The organism is Brevundimonas olei (assembly GCF_037055245.1).
Lineage (GTDB): Bacteria > Pseudomonadota > Alphaproteobacteria > Caulobacterales > Caulobacteraceae > Brevundimonas > Brevundimonas olei.
The window spans coordinates 303,538-318,702 of the sequence record NZ_CP146369.1 but is presented as its reverse complement, the minus strand read 5'-3'; the positions used below and the strand labels follow the sequence as shown (position 1 = coordinate 318,702).

Sequence of the window (15,165 nt, the reverse complement as noted above, 5' to 3'; positions counted from 1 at the left end):
ATCAGGAGCTTGCTCTCAAATCAGGGCGATCTCCTGCGTGATCGCCTGGGCCGCCGCGCGCGGATCGGCGACAGCCGTGATCGGTCGGCCGATGACCAGATGGGTGGCGCCGGCTTCCAGAGCGCTGGCCGGGGTCGCCGCGCGCGCCTGATCATCCATCGCCGCCCCCGCGGGCCGCACGCCCGGCGTCACGATCAGAAAATCCTCGCGCCCCGCCGCCCGGGCGATCGCACGCGCCCCGCCCGCCTCATGCGGGCTGGAGACCACGCCGTGAATTCCCGCCTCCAGCGCCTGACGCACCCGCTGCTCCACCAGTTTCCCCGCCGACAGGCTGTGATCGTCCGCCTTGAGATCCTCGTCCGTCAGGCTGGTCAGGACGGTGACGCCCAGGATCTTCAGATCCGATCCCGCCGCGCCGCGCGCCGCCGCCGCCATCACCTGGGGCCGGGCGTGGACGGTCAGCAGATCGCAGCCTGCGTTCGCCAGCACCGCCGCCGCCTTCTCCACCGTCGCGCCGATGTCGTGCAGCTTCCAGTCCAGAAACACCTGGGCGCCCGACGCCTTCAGCTCGCGCGCCAGACCCATGCCGTCCGAGGCGAACAGCTGCAGCCCCACCTTGTAGAAGCCCACGGCGTCGCCGATCCGCTCGACCAGGGCGCGCGCCTCATCGGTCGTCGGCACGTCCAGGGCGCAGATGACGCGCGGGTCGAAGGGGCGATTGGCCAGGTCAACAGAATGGGCTTCGGACATTTCCGGCTCTCGGCGGCTTGCAGGCGCGCGCGGATGCCCCGATAGGTGGGGCGAGGTGTCGCGGTCGCGCGGCGGGTTTTCAGGGCAAGGTGCAGCAATGAACGCGGTCGATCTGGGGGTCAACCTGTTCGTGGCGCTGTTCGCCCTGCTGGACCCCATCGGCAACGTGCCGATTTTCGCAGCGGCCACGGCGGGCGCCTCCCTGCGCCAGCGGATCTCGGTCTCGGCCATGATCTGCCTGTTCGCCGTGGTCTTCCTCGGCTTTTTCTTCTTCACCGGCCTGGGGCTGCTGCAGTTCTTCGGCATTTCGCTCGCCGCCTTCCGCATCGCCGGCGGCATCCTGCTGCTGCTGCTGGGCCTCGACATGGCGCGCGAGGACTTCCTCGCCATCTTCGCCGACGCCGACGCTGCGACGGACGCCAAGGATGTTCGCGGCTACGCCAAACGCCGCTTCAAGCGGCTGATCGTGCCCTTCGCCATTCCCCTGATGATCGGCCCAGGCGCCATCTCCGCCATCATCATCCAGGCGGGCGAGGCGGCCAAGCTGGGTCTGGCCGGCACCGTGGCCTCCCTGATCGCCATGGGGGCCGCCTGCGTCGTGACCTTCCTGTGCTTCTCGGCCACCGGCCCGATCAGCCGCCTGCTGGGCGACGTCGGCATGGCCATCGTCGTGCGGGTGCTGGGCCTGATCCTGTGCGCCCTGGCGATCCAGTTCATCCTTATGGGCCTGGGCGAGGCCCTGCCGGGGATGTTCAGCGCGGGCGTCACCACCCCCTACCCCTCCGGCGGGCACTAACCCTCAGAGGCGGTCCAGCCGCCTGGCGTGGCCGCCGACCATCTTCAGCGCCAGGGCGTCGGGCAGCAGCCCGCCCAATGCCGCCAGGACGTTGTTGGCGACGCCCGGCGTCACGCGGGGCCGGTTCGCCTCGACCGCGTCCCAGCCGATGCGGGCCACGCGGTCGGCGTCCATCCACATCCATTTGGGATAGGCGGCCGACACCTGCTCGCGCGAGCCGTTGACGTCGTGGAATTCGGTGTAGGTGTAGCCGGGGCACAGGGCGGTGACGTTCACCCCCGTCCCCTGCGTCTCCAGCCACAGCCCCTGCGACGCCTTGATCAGGAAACTCTTGATCGGGCCGTACAGGGTGTCGCCGCCCGTCGCCGGCATCTGCCCAGCCAGGGAGGCCACGTTCAGCACACGGCCCCAGCCGCGCGCGACCATGTCCGGCAGCGCCAGGCGCGACAGCTCGACCGGCGCGGTCAGCATGACCCGGATCATGGCGGCGTGGTCGGCCGGATCGGTGGCGAGGAAGCCGGTGGTGCGGCTGAAGCCGGCGTTGTTGACCAGGCCGTCGACGCGCAGGTCGCGCGCCGCGATCGCTTCGAACAATTGCCCGGGCGCATTCGGCTCGGCCAGATCGGCGACGACGGCGGTCGCATCGACGCCGTGCGCAGCGGCCAGATCCTCGGCCAGGGCCTGGAGCGGCCCCTCGCGGCGGGCGGTCAGGATCAGGTGATGGCCCCGCGCCGCGCAGACGCGCGCCAGGGCCGCGCCGATGCCGGCCGAGGCCCCGGTGATCAGGATGGTGCGGCGCCCCTCCCCCAAGGCCGCCTCGTCAGGCCGCGTCGGCGTTGGGACAGGCCGGATGCGGCGCAAAGGCCCGCAGCACCTCGGGGTCCTCTTCCAGCAGGTCGGCGATGGTGATCTTCGACAGGGCCGCGCCCGCCGCCTGATCGGCCGCCGTCAGGGCCTTGGCCACCTGGCGCGGAATATGTTCGCCGACCGGGCAGCCCTTGGCCCCGGCGGGCGGCGACCCCAGATGGGCGCAGCCGTTCACCGCCCTCAGCACCTCGTCCAGGCAGATGGTTTCGGGCCGCCGCAGCAGCCACGACCCGCCGGACGCGCCAGGACGCGTCGCGATCAGGCCCGCCTTGGCCAGCAGGGCGGTCACCCGGCGGATCACCACCGGATTGGTCGGCACCGAGGCGGCCAGGACGGCGCTCGGCTCGGCCTCGGTCGCCGCATAGGCGCCCTTGTGGGCCAGGTAGGCCAGGGCGTGGGCGGCGACGGGAAAACGTTGGCTGTCAGACATCAGGGTTCATGCTCCAGACCGATAGGTAGGCCTTCCGCACCCGTTTCACAAATCAATCCGCAACAAAAACTGTTTTATTAAGACTCCGCTCAGGCGCCTGCCTTCCCCGCAAAGCCCCAGGCGGCGTCCGAAAGCGGGCCGACCTGGGCCGCCATGGCCCGTGCGTGGGCGCTGGCGGCGGTCCCGTCGCGCACCCGTCCGGCGATGCCCTGACAGATGGCCGCCAGCCGGAACAGGTTGTAGGCGAACAGCCAGTCCAGGTTCGTCGGCGCGGCCGTCCCGGTCTTCTGCGCATAGCGTTCGACCGTCTCCGCGACCGAGGGAATCCCCAGAGCCTCCAGGTCCGCTCCGGCCAGGCCGTTGCGCAAGGACGCCGGAATGACCCAGGCGATCAGCAGATAGGAGAAGTCCGCCATCGGGTCGCCCAGGGTCGACAGCTCCCAGTCCAGCACCGCGCGCACCTTCGCCTCGGCCGGATCGAGGATCAGATTGTCGAGGCGGAAGTCCCCGTGCACGATCCGCGTCGGTCCCTCCGGCGGCAGGCTGTCGGGCAGGAAGGCGATCAGCCGGTCCATGGCCCCGATCGGCTCGATCTCCGAGGCGCGATACTGCTTGGTCCAGCGCCCGACCTGACGGGCGAAATAATTCCCCGCCTTGCCGTAGTCCGCCAGGCCGACGGCGTCGGGCTCCAGTCGATGCAGGGCCGCCAGCGTATCGACCTGGGCGTCATAGATCGCGCGGCGCTCCGGCGGGGTCAGGCCCGGCAGCTTCAGGTCCCAGAAGATGCGCCCCTCGACCTTCTCCATGACGTAGAAGATGGAGCCGATGACGCCATCGTCCGTGCACAGAGCATAGGGCCGCGCGACCGGAAAACCCTGGGCCTGCAGGGCCGAAATCACCGCGAATTCGCGGTCCACCGCGTGGGCGCTGGCCAGCAGCGCGCCCGGCGGCTTGCGGCGCAGCACATAGGTCCGGCCCGGCGTGGTCAGCTCATAGGTCGGGTTCGACTGCCCGCCCTTGAACTGGCGGATGGTCAGCGGCCCGGCGTAGCCCTCGACGTTCGCCGCCAGCCAGGCGTCCAGCCCCGCCTCGTCCAGCCGATGGCGGTCGTCCACCTCACGCGTGCCCGAAAACGCAGTTTGAGCGTCCAATGCCTGTGAATCCGTGGCCTCGGTCATTCCCCCTCCTCCGGCTGGGCGGCGATGATGGCGGCCCTGACCGCGCCGCGCCAGCCCCTGAGCAGCCGCGCCCGCTCCTCGGCCCCCATGCGCGGGGTCCAGACGGCGGGCGCCTCGGCCGGGGCGGTCCACAGGGCCTCGGTCAGGCCGACGCCGTAGGCCGCCAGCCGCGCCGCCCCCATGGCCGTCATCTCCTGGAAGGCCGGGCGTTCGACCTCGACCTCGCAGATGTCGGCGACGAACTGCATGGCGAAGGCGTTGGCGGTGACGCCGCCGTCGACCTTCAGCCGTTTCAGCGGCGGCGCCCCGTCCTTCGTCAGGGCGTCCAGCAGGTCGCGAGTCTGATAGGCCAGACTCTCCAGCGCAGCGCGGACCATGTGCGCCGGGCCGCTGTCGCGGGTCAGGCCGACGACGGTTCCGCGCGCCTCCGGCTCCCACCAGGGCGCGCCCAGTCCGGTGAAGCCAGGGACCAGATAGACCCCGCCGTTGTCCGTCAGCGACTGGGCCACGGCCTCGGACTGGCGCGAATCCGACAGCACCTTCAGCCCGTCGCGCAGCCACTGGATCGCCGACCCGGCCGAGAAGATGGACCCCTCCAGCGCATAGGCCGCCTCACCGCTCGCCGCATAGCCGAGCGTTCCCAGCAGCCGCGAGGTCGAGGCCACGGGCGCCGCCCCGACATTGGCGACCAGAAAGGCGCCGGTGCCATAGGTGATCTTGGCGTCCCCCGCCGTCAGTGCGCCGTGGCCGACCAGCGCCGCGTGCTGATCCCCCGCCGAGCCGTGAATGGGCAGGGCGCGCCCCAGTAGCGACGGATCGGCCTCGCCCAGCAGGGCGTCGCAGTCGCGGATCTCCGGCAGGGCCTGCATCGGCACGCCGAACAGGTCGCACAGGTCCGAGCGCCACGCGCGGGTCTGCAGGTCCATCAGACTGGTGCGGCTGGCGTTGGTGGCGTCGGTGACGTGGCTGTTTCCGCCCGTCAGCTTCCAGATCAGCCAGGCGTCGATCGTGCCCAGCTTCACCTCGCCCCGCGCCGCCCGCTCGCGCGCGCCCGGCACGGCGTCCAGCAGCCAGGCGTATTTCGACGCCGAGAAATAGGGATCGAGGATCAGGCCCGTCGCCGCCTGCACCGCCGCCTCATGCCCCTCTGCCGCCAGCTTGCCCGTCGCCTCGGCCGTGCGCCGGTCCTGCCAGACGATGGCGCGATGCAAAGGCTCGCCCGTCGCCGCATCCCAGATCACCGAGGTCTCGCGCTGGTTGGTGATGCCGATGGCGGCGAAACGGCCGACGCCGCCCGCCTTGCGCACCACCTCGCGACAGGTCTGCAGCGTCGCGCGCCAGATCTCGGCCGCGTCATGCTCGACCCAGCCGGAGTGCGGGAAATGCTGCGCCAGCTCGATCTGGCTGACGGCGACCGCATGAAAGGCCCCCTCAGGCGAGACTTCAAACGCGATCGCCCGCGTCGAGGTCGTGCCCTGGTCGATGGCGAGGATCATATTTGCTTTCATGATGTGAGTTATGCAGAGCCTGCGCCGCGACGTAAGAGGGAAGCCATGCATACGCCCAGCTTTGAAGGCGTCGTCGACGCCGCCCGCCAGATCGCCCCCGCCGCCGTCCGCACGCCGCTGATCGAGCATCCGGCCCTGAACGAGGCCGTCGGCGGCCGTGTGCTGATGAAGGCCGAGACCTTTCAGGTCGCGGGCGCCTTCAAGTTCCGCGGCGCCTATAACCGCGTCAGCCGCCTGACCGAGGAAGAGAAGACGCGCGGCGTCGTGGCCTATTCCTCCGGCAACCACGCGCAGGGGGTGGCGGCGGCGGCCAAGGCTGTCGGCACGCCCGCCGTCATCGTCATGCCGTCCGACAGCCCGACGGTGAAGGTCGAGGGCGTGCGCGCCTTCGGCGGCGAGGTGCGCTTCTACGACCGCTGGAGCGAGAGCCGCGAAGCCATCGGCGCCGAGATCGCGGCCCAGCGCGGCTCCGTGCTGGTCCCGCCGTTCGACGATCCCTTCATCATCGAGGGCCAGGGCACGGTCGGACTGGAGATGCTGGAACAGGCGGGCGTGCCGATGGATCAGCTGCTGTGCGGCGCCTCGGGCGGCGGGCTGATCGGCGGGATCAATCTGGTCATGGCCAAACAGAGCCCGGCTACCCGCGTCATCGTGGTCGAACCCGACGCCTTCGACGACACCCGCCGCTCGCTGGAGGCGGGCCAGCGCACCGCCCATCCGCAGGGGTCGCCGTCCATCTGCGACGCCCTGATGGCGCCCATGCCGGGCGAACTGACCTGGCCGATCAACCGCCGTCTGGCGGGCGCGGCGACCGTCACCGACGCCGAGGTGGCCGAAGCCATGCGCTTCGCCTTCCGCTGGCTGAAGCTGATCATCGAGCCGGGCGGCGCCGTGTCCCTGGCCGCCCTGCTCTCGGGCAAGGTCGAGGCAAGGGGCCTGACCACCGGCATCGTCCTGTCGGGCGGCAACGTCGACCCCGGCCTGTTCAGCGCCATCATCGAGGGACGCTTCGAGGGGTAGGCCTTGCCTCCGCCCCCTCCCCGCGCAAGGCTGGCGCAAACGGGAGGGCGTCACATGACCAAGGCCAGCGAACTTCAGTCCCTGATCGGTCAGGAGGTCGGCGTCAGCCGCTGGTTCGCGCTGGATCAGGCGCGCATCGACGCCTTCGCCGGGCTGACCGAGGACGAGCAGTTCATCCACGTCGACCCTGAGCGCGCCAAGGCGACGCCCTTCGGCGGCACCATTGCGCACGGCTTCCTGACCCTCAGCCTCGCCTCGGCGATGAGCATGGATGCGGTCGCCCCGCTGGATGATCTGGTCATGGGGGTGAACTACGGCTTCGACCGGCTGCGCTTCCTCGCCCCGGCGCCGTCGGGATCGCGCGTGCGCGGCCGCTTCAAGCTGCTGTCGGCCGAGGATAAGGGGGACGGCCGCTGGCTGCTGAAGCACGAACTGACGGTCGAGATCGAAGGCGGCGACAAGCCCGCCCTGATCGCCGAATGGCTGACGATGCAGGTGGTGAAGGCCTAGAGCCTCCCGCTCACTCCCCCAGACACCTCAGCGCCACTTCCAGGTTGCGCAGCCCGTCTTCGCCGCTGACGGCCGCCGTCTCGCCGGTGCGGATGGCGTGGATGAAGGCCTCGTGCTCTTTCTTGAGCGGCTCGGCGGGCCAGGCGTTGAGCATCCGCGTCGAATAGGAGCCGTCCGGCTGCTGGCCGAAGAATTCCGTCACCTGGCGGGTGATCAGGTCGGCGACGATGAAGCGGCTCTTGGTCGCCACCTGCAGAACGCGGGTCTTGTAGGGCGTGACCCAGTTGGTGGTGATGTGGGCGATCACCCCATTGTCCATGCGGAACTGCAGCAGGGCCGAATCCTCGCGCGAGGCGTGGGTGTGGCCCAGCAGGGACTGGACCTCGGTCATCTCCGACCCCGTCAGGTGGCGGATGATGTCGATGTCGTGCACCGCCAGGTCGATGACCACCCCGACTTCGCCCATGCGCGGCGGAAAGGGGCCGACACGGGTGATCTGGATAGAGATGATCTCGTCGCCGTCGATGGCGCGCTTGACCGTCTCGACCGCCGGATTGAAGCGCTCGACGTGGCCGACCATCAGCACGCGCTCATTCGCCTTGGCCGCGTCGATCATGGCCTGAGCATCGGCGAGGGTAGCCGCGATCGGCTTTTCCACCAGCACATGCACGCCGGCGTTCAGCAGGGCCACGCCCAGTTCGGCGTGATAGCGGTTCGGCGTGGCGATGACGGCGGCGTCCAGACCGGCGGCGACGAACGCCTCGGCGGTCGTCACGGCGGTCGCTCCATAGGCGGCGGCCACGCCCTCGGCCGTCACGGCGTCGGGATCGAAGACGGTCGTCAGCTCGACATCGCGCAATTCGGACAGGACGCGCGCATGGTTGCGGCCCATGACGCCGGCGCCCGCGACGCCGATCTTGAGGGGGGTCTGCTGGGGCATGGGGATCAGGCCTTGAAGCTAGCGACGGCGGCGATGATGCGGTCCTGCGTCGCCGCATCCAGATCAGAGTGCATCGGCAGGCTGATCACCACATCCTTCAGCCGCTCGGTGACGGGCAGGCCGCCGGCGCCGCGCGGATAGTGCTCATAGGCGGGCTGAAGGTGCAGCGGGATCGGATAGTAGACCGCCGTCGGCACGCCCTGATCCTTCAGGTGCGCGGCCAGGGCGTCGCGATCCGGATGCTCGACCGTGTACTGCGCCCAGTTGGAGACATGGCCCGCCGGAACGTCAGGAACCTTGGCGACGTGAGGGCGCAGGCCCTCGTTGTAGCGGGCGGCGGCGGCGTTGCGCCACTCGATCTCCTGCGCGAAGACCTTCAGCTTCTCGATCAGGACGGCGGCCTGAATGGTGTCCAGACGGCTGTTCAGGCCGATGCGCATGTTCAGATATTTGGGGTCGTGGTCGAAGGTCCGGTCCTTCAGATCGACGCCGACCGCCTTGCCGTGAACGCGGATGGAATCCATCAGCTGGGCCAGTTCGTCGTCGTTGGTCAGCACCGCCCCGCCGTCGCCGTAGCAGCCCAGAGGCTTGGCCGGGAAGAAGCTGGTGGTGGTCACATCGGCCCATTTCAGCGGGTGTTCGCCGTCGATGGTGCAGCCGAAGCCCTGGGCCGAATCTGAGATCAGCTTCAGGCCATGTTTGTCGCAGATCCCCCTGATGGCCGGATAGTCGGCGGGCTGGCCGAACAGGTCGACGGCGATGACCACGCGCGGGGTCAGGCGGCCCTCGGCCTTGATGCCTTCGACGGCGCGCTCCAGCGCCGCCGGGTCCATGTTGTAGGTGTCGGCGTCCACGTCGACGAAGACCGGCTCGGCGTCGAACCAGGGCACGACCTCGGCCGTGGCCGCAAAGGTGAAGCTGGGCACGAAGACAGCGTCCCCGCGCCCGATCCCCCAGGCCATCAGCGGCAGGGCCAGGGCGTCGGTGCCGTTGGCGCAGCCCAGGGCGTGCTTGGCCTTGCCGAAAGCGGCCAGGTCGGCCTCGAACTGGCGCACCTGCGGGCCCATGACCCAGGCGCCGCCGAGGACGGCCTCCTGAACGGCGGCCTCGATCTTGCCGCCGAGGCGCAGACGCTGGGCCTGAAGGTCGATGAAGGGGATGGTCATTGCGATGTCGCTCTCTCGATGGGGCCGGCGCGGGCGGAAGTCCAAGGCTCCGGGGCGCGGACGCGAAGGCGGGTCGTCTGTGTCAGTCTGCGTCCTACCAAAGCGGCGGGGTTCTGAACAAACCTCCCTGAGTCACTTCGCGTTGCCGGATGCAACGAAAACCATGGCTTGGCAAAGACGGCGACCCTGCCTAAGCCGGAGCCATGAGCTTGGACGCTGCGGCTAGGAATCGAGTCCACGACTGGCTGTTCCGCCGGGCCCTGCCGTTGTGGGCCACGGCAGGGATCGACGCCAACGGACGTTTCTACGAGAAGCTGGATTTCGACGGTCGCTCGATCATCGGCGCGCCTCGCCGCACCCGTGTGCAGGCGCGACAGATCCATGTCTTCGCCGAAGCCGCTGCGCTGGGCTGGGCCGATGGCGAGCACATCGCTCGTGCCGGTCTGGACGCCCTGATCGGCGGCGCCCGTCGAGACGATGGCCTGTGGGTACGCGCCATGGACGATGAGGGGGCCGTCATCGACGCTACCCCCGACCTCTACGACTTGGCCTTCGTCCTGTTCGCCCTGGCTGCGGCGCACCGTGTGTTGAAGGATGAACGCGCCCTGCCCCTAGCGCTGAAAACGCTGGCGGCGATCCAGACGCAGATGACCGATCCTGTTCACGGGGGTTGGCAGGAAGCACTGCCGCCCGTTCTGCCACGTCGGCAGAACCCGCACATGCACATGCTGGAGGCCCTGCTGGCCTGGCAGGCGACAGCGCCCGATCCAAACTTTGAGGCGGCGGCGCGCTCGGTGCTGGACCTGTTCAACCGGCGCTTCTTCGACCGCGAGCATCTGATGCTGGGCGAGTTCTACGAGACCGACTGGAGCCCGCGCCCCGGCTCCGAAGGCCAATGCATCGAGCCGGGGCACCACATGGAATGGGTCTGGCTGCTGGGCGAAGCCGCCCGTCTGGGTCTGCCGGATCTGAATAGCGTCGCGCGCGCCCTCTACACCAGCGCCCTGACCTGCGGGGTGCGCGCCGACGGCCTGGCCGTGCGCGAGATCAGCCGGATCGGGCAGGTTCGCGACGGCGGTGTCCGCCTGTGGGCCCAGACCGAACTGCTGCGCGCTGTTTACACGCAGGGCGAACATGTCCGAGCGGCCGGACTGATCGAGCGCCTGTTCGAAACGCACCTCGCCACGACGACGCCTGGTCTGTGGGTTGACACGTTTGACGCCGAAGGGCTCCCGCTGGACGCTGCCGTTCCCGCCTCGAGCCTCTACCATCTGATGACGGCCTTCTCAGCCGTGCTGACGGAATCGACATGAGCAAACCCGCCGCCTTCCTCGATCGCGACGGCGTGCTGATCGTCGACAGCGGCTATCCGCACCGGCCCGATCAACTGGTGCTGATCCCCGGAGCCGCCGAGGCGGTGAAGCGGCTGAACGACGCCGGCTACACGACCGTCATCGTCACCAATCAGTCGGGCGTGGCGCGCGGCATGTTCAGCGAAGAGACCATGCACGGCTTCAACCGCCTGCTTGTCGAGCGCCTGGCCGAAGGCGGCGGGCGCATCGACGCCGTCTACGCCTGCCCCTTCCATTCCGAGGCCGCGGACGCGCGCTATCGGCATCCGGACCATCCCGACCGCAAGCCCAATCCCGGCATGTTGCTGAAGGCCGCAACCGAGCACGGCCTGGACTTGGGCCGGTCCCTGATGATCGGCGACCAGCCGTCGGACATGGAGGCCGCGCGGCGGGCGGGCGTGACGGGCCATCGCTTCACCGACGGCGATCTGGATCAATTCGTGCGCGATCTGCTGTCGAGCTGATCGCTATTCTTCATCCGATGAATTAACGTCAGCCGAAACGGAGCTGTTCGGAGACGCCTCATGCCGATGACCACCCCGCTGGCCGACCGCCATGTCGAGCGGCGCTGGACCTCGCCAGACGGCCTGAGCCTCTACGCCCGCGACTACGCCCCGGCCGAGGGCCCGGCGCGCCTGCCCGTCATCGCCATCCACGGCCTGACGCGCAACAGCGCCGATTTCGGCGTCATCGCCGGCCTCATCGCCCACAGCGGCCGCCGCGTCCTGGCCGTCGACGTGCGCGGGCGCGGCCGGTCGGACCGGGCGCCCGACCCCACGACCTATACGCCGGACGTCTATGCGAAGGATGTCGTGGCGCTGATGGAGCAGGCGGGGATCGAGAAGGCGATCTTCCTCGGCACCTCCATGGGCGGGCTGATCACCCTGGCGCTGACGGCGCTGAAGCCCAAGGCCATCGCCGCCGCCATCCTGAACGACGTCGGCCCCGAAGTCGCGGCCGAGGGCCTGGCCCGCATCGCCGCCTATACCGGCCAGCCGGTCGTGATCGAGAGCTGGGACGATGCGACCGCCTACGCCCGACGCATCAACGAGGCGGCCTTCCCCCATTATTCGGACGCCGACTGGGCCGCCTTCGCCCGCCGCATCTTCCGCGAGGGGACCGAAGGCGCGCCGGTGCTGGACTACGATCCCGACATCTCGGCGCCGATCAAGGCGGCGGGGTCCAAGGCCCTGGTTCCCAATCTGTGGCCCTCATTCCGGGCGCTAGCGCGCAAGAAGCCGACCCTGCTGGTGCGCGGCGGAACTTCGGACCTGCTCAGTTCCGTCATCGCCGACAAGATGAGGAAGGCCGCCCCCGCCATGGCCTATGCCGAGGTCCCCAGCGTCGGGCACGCGCCCATGCTGGACGAACCCGAAGCGCGGTCGGCCATCTTCGAATTCCTGGCGGGGGTGGGCTGAGGCGCGGGCAACCGAACCTCAAGCGGAGGCAGCGCTCGGTAGGCCCTCTAAATCATGCCTTCTTCACGAACTCCGTGCGCAGGACCAGGCCGCGCACCTTTTCGACATTGGCTTCGATTTCTTCGGGATCGCCGGTCAGGCGGATGTTCTTGACCATTGTGCCGCGCTTCAGCGTCACCCCGCCCGAGCCCTTGACCTTCAGGTCCTTGATCAAGGTCACGCTGTCGCCGTCCGACAGGATGTTGCCGTTGGTGTCCTTGGTGACGTCGTCGCTCATGATCGGTCCTGTCTGAAATGGAGAGAGGGCCGCCGCATTCGCGACGGCCCGTCCCCCATGGGCCTATTCGCCCTGACGCGCCTGGGCAAGGGCGATGCGCGCCTGAAGGTGCTCGTCCTGGGCCGTGGCGGCGGAAATGGCGTTGAAACGCTCGATGTCGAGACCCGAATTCTGGATGGCGGCGGCCATCTGGGCCTGCTGCTCCTCATTCGGCTGTGCGCCGTTCAGGGCGCGGGCGATGCCCGAGATCTCGGCCATGGCGACCGCGAACTGACCGGCTTCCGCATCGGTGACGCCGGCGCCGACCGAGCCCGGCGCGGACGGGGCGGCGCCGGCCACGGCGGCGCGCGCCTGCAGCACCGGATCGGCCGAGACGGCGGCCGAGATAGCGTTGAAGCGCTCGACGGCCAGGCCCGAGTTCTGCACGGCGCCGGCCATCTGGGCCTGCTGCTCCTCGGTGGGCGTTCCGTTCTGGACGGAGGCGGCCACGCTCTGGACCGTCTTCATGGCGGCGGCGAACTGGGCCAGTTCGGCATCGGTGGGATCTCCGGCTGCGGCTGGCGCGGCGGCGGGCGCCGGTTCAGCGGCGTCCTGCGCCAGGGCGGGCGCGGCGGTCAGAAACAGGGCGGCCAGAATGGCGGTCGGGGCGGCGGCCGTTGCAAAACGCATGGCGTATCCTTCTTCAATCCCGAACGCTCAGCCCAAGGCTGACCCGGACAGGTCCGGGCTCTCCCGCACGACCGGGGTGTGTCAGGCTCACAGAGGGCGGGGAGAAGAAAACGCTACCCCGTCGGGTGCGGATGCGTAAACCCCAGACCCGTCGTTTCAACCATCAGGGGTATTGGCGTCCAGTTCATCCAGCCACACCCGCGCCGAGGAATCCGACGGCGCCCGCCAGTCGCCGCGCGGCGACAGCGACCCGCCCGTGACCACCTTCGGCCCGTTCGGCACGGCCGAGCGCTTGAACTGGCTGGTCTGGAAGAAGCGGATCAGGAACTTCCGCAACCACCCCTTGATGGTCGCCAGGTCGTAGGCGACGCGATCCGCCTCCGGCAGACCGACCGGCCAGGCGCCCGTCGATGCATCGCCCCAGGCCTGATGCGCCAGATAGGCCACCTTCGACGGCTTCAGGCCGAAGCGGCTGATGTAGAACAGGAAGAAGTCGTTCAACGCATAGGGGCCGACGATGCTCTGCGTCGACTGGATCGCCCCGTCGGCGCCCGCCGGCACCAGCTCGGGCGAAATCTCCGTGGCCAGGATGGCGTGCAGGGTCGGGGTCGCCGTCTCCCCCACCAGGCCGCGCTCGGCCACCCAGCGGATCAGGTGCTGGATCAGGGTTTTCGCCACCCCGCCGTTGACGTTGTAGTGGCTCATATGGTCGCCGACGCCATAGGTGCACCACCCCAGCGCCAGTTCGGACAGGTCGCCCGTGCCCAGCACGAAGCCGTGGTTCTGATTGGCCAGACGGAACAGATAGTCGGTGCGCAGGCCCGCCTGGACGTTCTCGAAGGTAATGTCATGCACCGGCTCGCCATTCGAGAATGGATGACCGATGTCGCGCAGCATCTGTTCGGCGGCGGGGCGGATGTCGATCTCGGCCCCCGTCACGCCCAGCGCTTTCATCAGCGCCCAAGCGTTGGATTTGGTGCCGTCGGAGGTGGCGAACCCCGGCATGGTGAAGGCCAGAATCCCCGTGCGCGGCAGCTCCAGCCGATCGAAGGCGCGACAGGCCACCAGCAGGGCCTGCGTCGAATCCAGCCCTCCCGAGACGCCGATCACCAGCGTCTTCGACCCCGTCGCCGTCATCCGCCGCATCAGGCCCTGAACCTGGATATTGAAGGCCTCGAAGCAGTCCTGATCCAGACGCGCGGCGTCGTCCGGCACGAAGGGGAAGCGGTCCAGCAGACGGATCAGGGCGTCGGTCGTCGCTACGCTTCGTGTCTTGAAATTGATCGCAGTCGGATGCTCCACCGCCTCGCGACGGGCGCAGTCGGCGAAGGTGCCGTTGCGCAGCCGATCCAGACCGATGCGGTCCACGTCCACGTCTGCGACGGTCAATTGGCTGTGCAGGGCGAAGCGTTCGCCCTCGGCGAGTTTCGCGCCTAGCTCGTGGATCGTCGCCTGACCGTCCCAGGCCAGATCGGTGGTGCTCTCGCCCCATCCCGAGGCGGCGAAGACATAGGCCGACAGGGTGCGCGCCGACTGGCTGGCGCATAGCAGGGCGCGTTCGTCCGCCTTGCCGATGACAATGTTGGAGGCCGACAGGTTGCACAGGATACGGGCGCCTGACAGGGCCAGCCGCGTCGAAGGAGGCAGCGGCGCCCAGAAGTCCTCGCAAATTTCAACGCCGAAGACGAAACCAGAAAGGTCTTCAGCTCCGAACAGCAGGCCCGGAGCCATGGGAACCCACTGCCCCGCCAGCGGCACATAGGTCGGACCCGCGCCGATGTCTTGGGCCGAGGCGAACCAGCGTTTCTCATAATATTCGCGGTAGTTCGGAAGATAGGTTTTCGGAACAACCCCAAGAACCTTGGCGTTCGCTACGACTACGGCGCAGTTATAGAGACTGTCGCCGTTGCGGATCGGCGCGCCGATCACGGCGATGACGCCCGCTTCACCCGCGGCCATTGCAAGGCGGCGAATACGCGCCTCGACCTCCTCCAGCAGGGCCGCCTGCATATGCAGGTCGTCGATGGCGTAGGCGCTCAGCGACAGTTCGGGGAAGACCAGCAGGTCTACGCCCTGCTCGCCCGCCTGACGGATCAGCCGCTCATGCTCTTCGGCGTTGGCGGCCGGGTCAGCGACATGGACCACCGGGGTCGCGGCGGCGACGCGCACGAAGCCGTGGCTGCGCGGAGCGTGGAAGGGGTGCGTCTTAGACTTCGCCATCTATTTTCCGCTCATCCCGGCGGACGCCGGGACCCAGTGAGAGCTACAGGCACAGACCTTGCGG

16 protein-coding genes are annotated in these 15,165 nt (G+C 68.9%); 6 read left to right on the top strand and 10 right to left on the bottom strand.

Features of this window, described 5'->3' with window-relative positions; genetic code table 11:
- Positions 1-15 precede the first annotated feature (15 nt).
- On the bottom strand, positions 16-750 hold the full coding sequence (pyrF, locus tag V8J38_RS01545; RefSeq protein WP_338577618.1) for an orotidine-5'-phosphate decarboxylase: 735 nt from the start codon (positions 748-750) through the stop codon (positions 16-18).
- 97 nt (positions 751-847) lie between these two features.
- On the opposite strand from pyrF, the gene V8J38_RS01540 reads away from it, so the two are divergent.
- A complete protein-coding gene (locus V8J38_RS01540) occupies positions 848-1,546 on the top strand; it encodes a MarC family protein (protein WP_291780206.1) in 699 nt (232 codons plus the stop codon).
- 3 nt (positions 1,547-1,549) lie between these two features.
- Here V8J38_RS01540 and V8J38_RS01535 read toward each other — a convergent pair whose 3' ends face one another.
- The 4 genes from V8J38_RS01535 to glpK all read right to left on the bottom strand — a co-directional run bounded on the left by V8J38_RS01535 (position 1,550) and on the right by glpK (position 5,517).
- A complete protein-coding gene (locus V8J38_RS01535) occupies positions 1,550-2,356 on the bottom strand; it encodes an SDR family oxidoreductase (RefSeq protein ID WP_338577616.1) in 807 nt (268 codons plus the stop codon).
- A 10-nt stretch (positions 2,357-2,366) separates the two neighbouring features.
- Positions 2,367-2,843: an Rrf2 family transcriptional regulator gene (locus V8J38_RS01530; RefSeq protein ID WP_291780212.1), complete on the bottom strand. Its 477-nt coding sequence runs from the start codon at positions 2,841-2,843 to the stop codon at positions 2,367-2,369.
- 89 nt (positions 2,844-2,932) lie between these two features.
- Positions 2,933-4,021 carry a phosphotransferase family protein gene (locus V8J38_RS01525; protein ID WP_338577614.1) on the bottom strand — a complete coding sequence of 363 codons (1,089 nt, stop codon included), beginning with the start codon at positions 4,019-4,021 and terminating at the stop codon, positions 2,933-2,935.
- On the bottom strand, positions 4,018-5,517 hold the full coding sequence (gene glpK, locus V8J38_RS01520) for a glycerol kinase GlpK (RefSeq protein ID WP_338577612.1): 1,500 nt from the start codon (positions 5,515-5,517) through the stop codon (positions 4,018-4,020). Before glpK ends, V8J38_RS01525 begins: the two co-directional genes overlap by 4 nt.
- 57 nt (positions 5,518-5,574) lie before the next feature.
- On the opposite strand from glpK, the gene V8J38_RS01515 reads away from it, so the two are divergent.
- A complete protein-coding gene (locus tag V8J38_RS01515) occupies positions 5,575-6,549 on the top strand; it encodes a threonine/serine dehydratase (RefSeq protein ID WP_338577610.1) in 975 nt (324 codons plus the stop codon).
- Between the two features lie 54 nt (positions 6,550-6,603).
- Positions 6,604-7,059 carry a MaoC family dehydratase gene (locus tag V8J38_RS01510; protein ID WP_338577608.1) on the top strand — a complete coding sequence of 152 codons (456 nt, stop codon included), beginning with the start codon at positions 6,604-6,606 and terminating at the stop codon, positions 7,057-7,059.
- A 10-nt stretch (positions 7,060-7,069) separates the two neighbouring features.
- Here the strand turns inward: V8J38_RS01510 and V8J38_RS01505 are convergent, their stop codons facing one another.
- The gene (locus tag V8J38_RS01505; protein ID WP_291780226.1) at positions 7,070-7,999 is read right to left on the bottom strand and encodes a Gfo/Idh/MocA family protein; all 930 of its coding nucleotides are present in this window, start codon (positions 7,997-7,999) and stop codon (positions 7,070-7,072) included.
- Between the two features lie 5 nt (positions 8,000-8,004).
- On the bottom strand, positions 8,005-9,165 hold the full coding sequence (locus tag V8J38_RS01500) for a DegT/DnrJ/EryC1/StrS aminotransferase family protein (RefSeq protein WP_338577605.1): 1,161 nt from the start codon (positions 9,163-9,165) through the stop codon (positions 8,005-8,007).
- A 203-nt stretch (positions 9,166-9,368) separates the two neighbouring features.
- On the opposite strand from V8J38_RS01500, the gene V8J38_RS01495 reads away from it, so the two are divergent.
- From V8J38_RS01495 to V8J38_RS01485, 3 genes are read left to right on the top strand one after another with little or no spacing between them, the layout of a single operon-like run.
- Positions 9,369-10,478: an AGE family epimerase/isomerase gene (locus V8J38_RS01495; protein WP_338577603.1), complete on the top strand. Its 1,110-nt coding sequence runs from the start codon at positions 9,369-9,371 to the stop codon at positions 10,476-10,478.
- The gene (locus V8J38_RS01490; RefSeq protein WP_338577601.1) at positions 10,475-10,981 is read left to right on the top strand and encodes an HAD family hydrolase; all 507 of its coding nucleotides are present in this window, start codon (positions 10,475-10,477) and stop codon (positions 10,979-10,981) included. Before V8J38_RS01495 ends, V8J38_RS01490 begins: the two co-directional genes overlap by 4 nt.
- Positions 10,982-11,041: 60 nt before the next feature.
- Positions 11,042-11,935 carry an alpha/beta hydrolase gene (locus V8J38_RS01485; protein ID WP_338577599.1) on the top strand — a complete coding sequence of 298 codons (894 nt, stop codon included), beginning with the start codon at positions 11,042-11,044 and terminating at the stop codon, positions 11,933-11,935.
- Between the two features lie 52 nt (positions 11,936-11,987).
- On the opposite strand, the gene V8J38_RS01480 is transcribed toward V8J38_RS01485, so the two are convergent.
- The 3 genes from V8J38_RS01480 to V8J38_RS01470 all read right to left on the bottom strand — a co-directional run bounded on the left by V8J38_RS01480 (position 11,988) and on the right by V8J38_RS01470 (position 15,101).
- The gene (locus V8J38_RS01480) at positions 11,988-12,212 is read right to left on the bottom strand and encodes an alkylphosphonate utilization protein (RefSeq protein ID WP_024354307.1); all 225 of its coding nucleotides are present in this window, start codon (positions 12,210-12,212) and stop codon (positions 11,988-11,990) included.
- Positions 12,213-12,275: 63 nt separating this feature from the next.
- Complete coding sequence (locus tag V8J38_RS01475; RefSeq protein ID WP_291780244.1) at positions 12,276-12,881, bottom strand: DUF4168 domain-containing protein; 606 nt, start codon at positions 12,879-12,881, stop codon at positions 12,276-12,278.
- Positions 12,882-13,037: 156 nt separating this feature from the next.
- Positions 13,038-15,101: an NAD(+) synthase gene (locus V8J38_RS01470; RefSeq protein WP_338577594.1), complete on the bottom strand. Its 2,064-nt coding sequence runs from the start codon at positions 15,099-15,101 to the stop codon at positions 13,038-13,040.
- Positions 15,102-15,165 lie beyond the last annotated feature (64 nt).

Excerpts from the sequence above, each read along its gene's own strand:
- V8J38_RS01485 (WP_338577599.1), top strand. The coding sequence starts at position 11,042 with ATGCCGATGACCACCCCGCTGGCCGACCGCCATGTCGAGCGGCGCTGG.
- glpK (WP_338577612.1), bottom strand. The coding sequence starts at position 5,517 with ATGATCCTCGCCATCGACCAGGGCACGACCTCGACGCGGGCGATCGCG.
- V8J38_RS01470 (WP_338577594.1), bottom strand. The coding sequence starts at position 15,101 with ATGGCGAAGTCTAAGACGCACCCCTTCCACGCTCCGCGCAGCCACGGC.
- V8J38_RS01500 (WP_338577605.1), bottom strand. The coding sequence starts at position 9,165 with ATGACCATCCCCTTCATCGACCTTCAGGCCCAGCGTCTGCGCCTCGGC.
- V8J38_RS01495 (WP_338577603.1), top strand. The coding sequence starts at position 9,369 with ATGAGCTTGGACGCTGCGGCTAGGAATCGAGTCCACGACTGGCTGTTC.
- pyrF (WP_338577618.1), bottom strand. The coding sequence starts at position 750 with ATGTCCGAAGCCCATTCTGTTGACCTGGCCAATCGCCCCTTCGACCCG.
- V8J38_RS01475 (WP_291780244.1), bottom strand. The coding sequence starts at position 12,881 with ATGCGTTTTGCAACGGCCGCCGCCCCGACCGCCATTCTGGCCGCCCTG.
- V8J38_RS01490 (WP_338577601.1), top strand. The coding sequence starts at position 10,475 with ATGAGCAAACCCGCCGCCTTCCTCGATCGCGACGGCGTGCTGATCGTC.
- V8J38_RS01480 (WP_024354307.1), bottom strand. The coding sequence starts at position 12,212 with ATGAGCGACGACGTCACCAAGGACACCAACGGCAACATCCTGTCGGAC.
- V8J38_RS01505 (WP_291780226.1), bottom strand. The coding sequence starts at position 7,999 with ATGCCCCAGCAGACCCCCCTCAAGATCGGCGTCGCGGGCGCCGGCGTC.
- V8J38_RS01510 (WP_338577608.1), top strand. The coding sequence starts at position 6,604 with ATGACCAAGGCCAGCGAACTTCAGTCCCTGATCGGTCAGGAGGTCGGC.
- V8J38_RS01530 (WP_291780212.1), bottom strand. The coding sequence starts at position 2,843 with ATGTCTGACAGCCAACGTTTTCCCGTCGCCGCCCACGCCCTGGCCTAC.
- V8J38_RS01540 (WP_291780206.1), top strand. The coding sequence starts at position 848 with ATGAACGCGGTCGATCTGGGGGTCAACCTGTTCGTGGCGCTGTTCGCC.
- V8J38_RS01525 (WP_338577614.1), bottom strand. The coding sequence starts at position 4,021 with ATGACCGAGGCCACGGATTCACAGGCATTGGACGCTCAAACTGCGTTT.
- V8J38_RS01515 (WP_338577610.1), top strand. The coding sequence starts at position 5,575 with ATGCATACGCCCAGCTTTGAAGGCGTCGTCGACGCCGCCCGCCAGATC.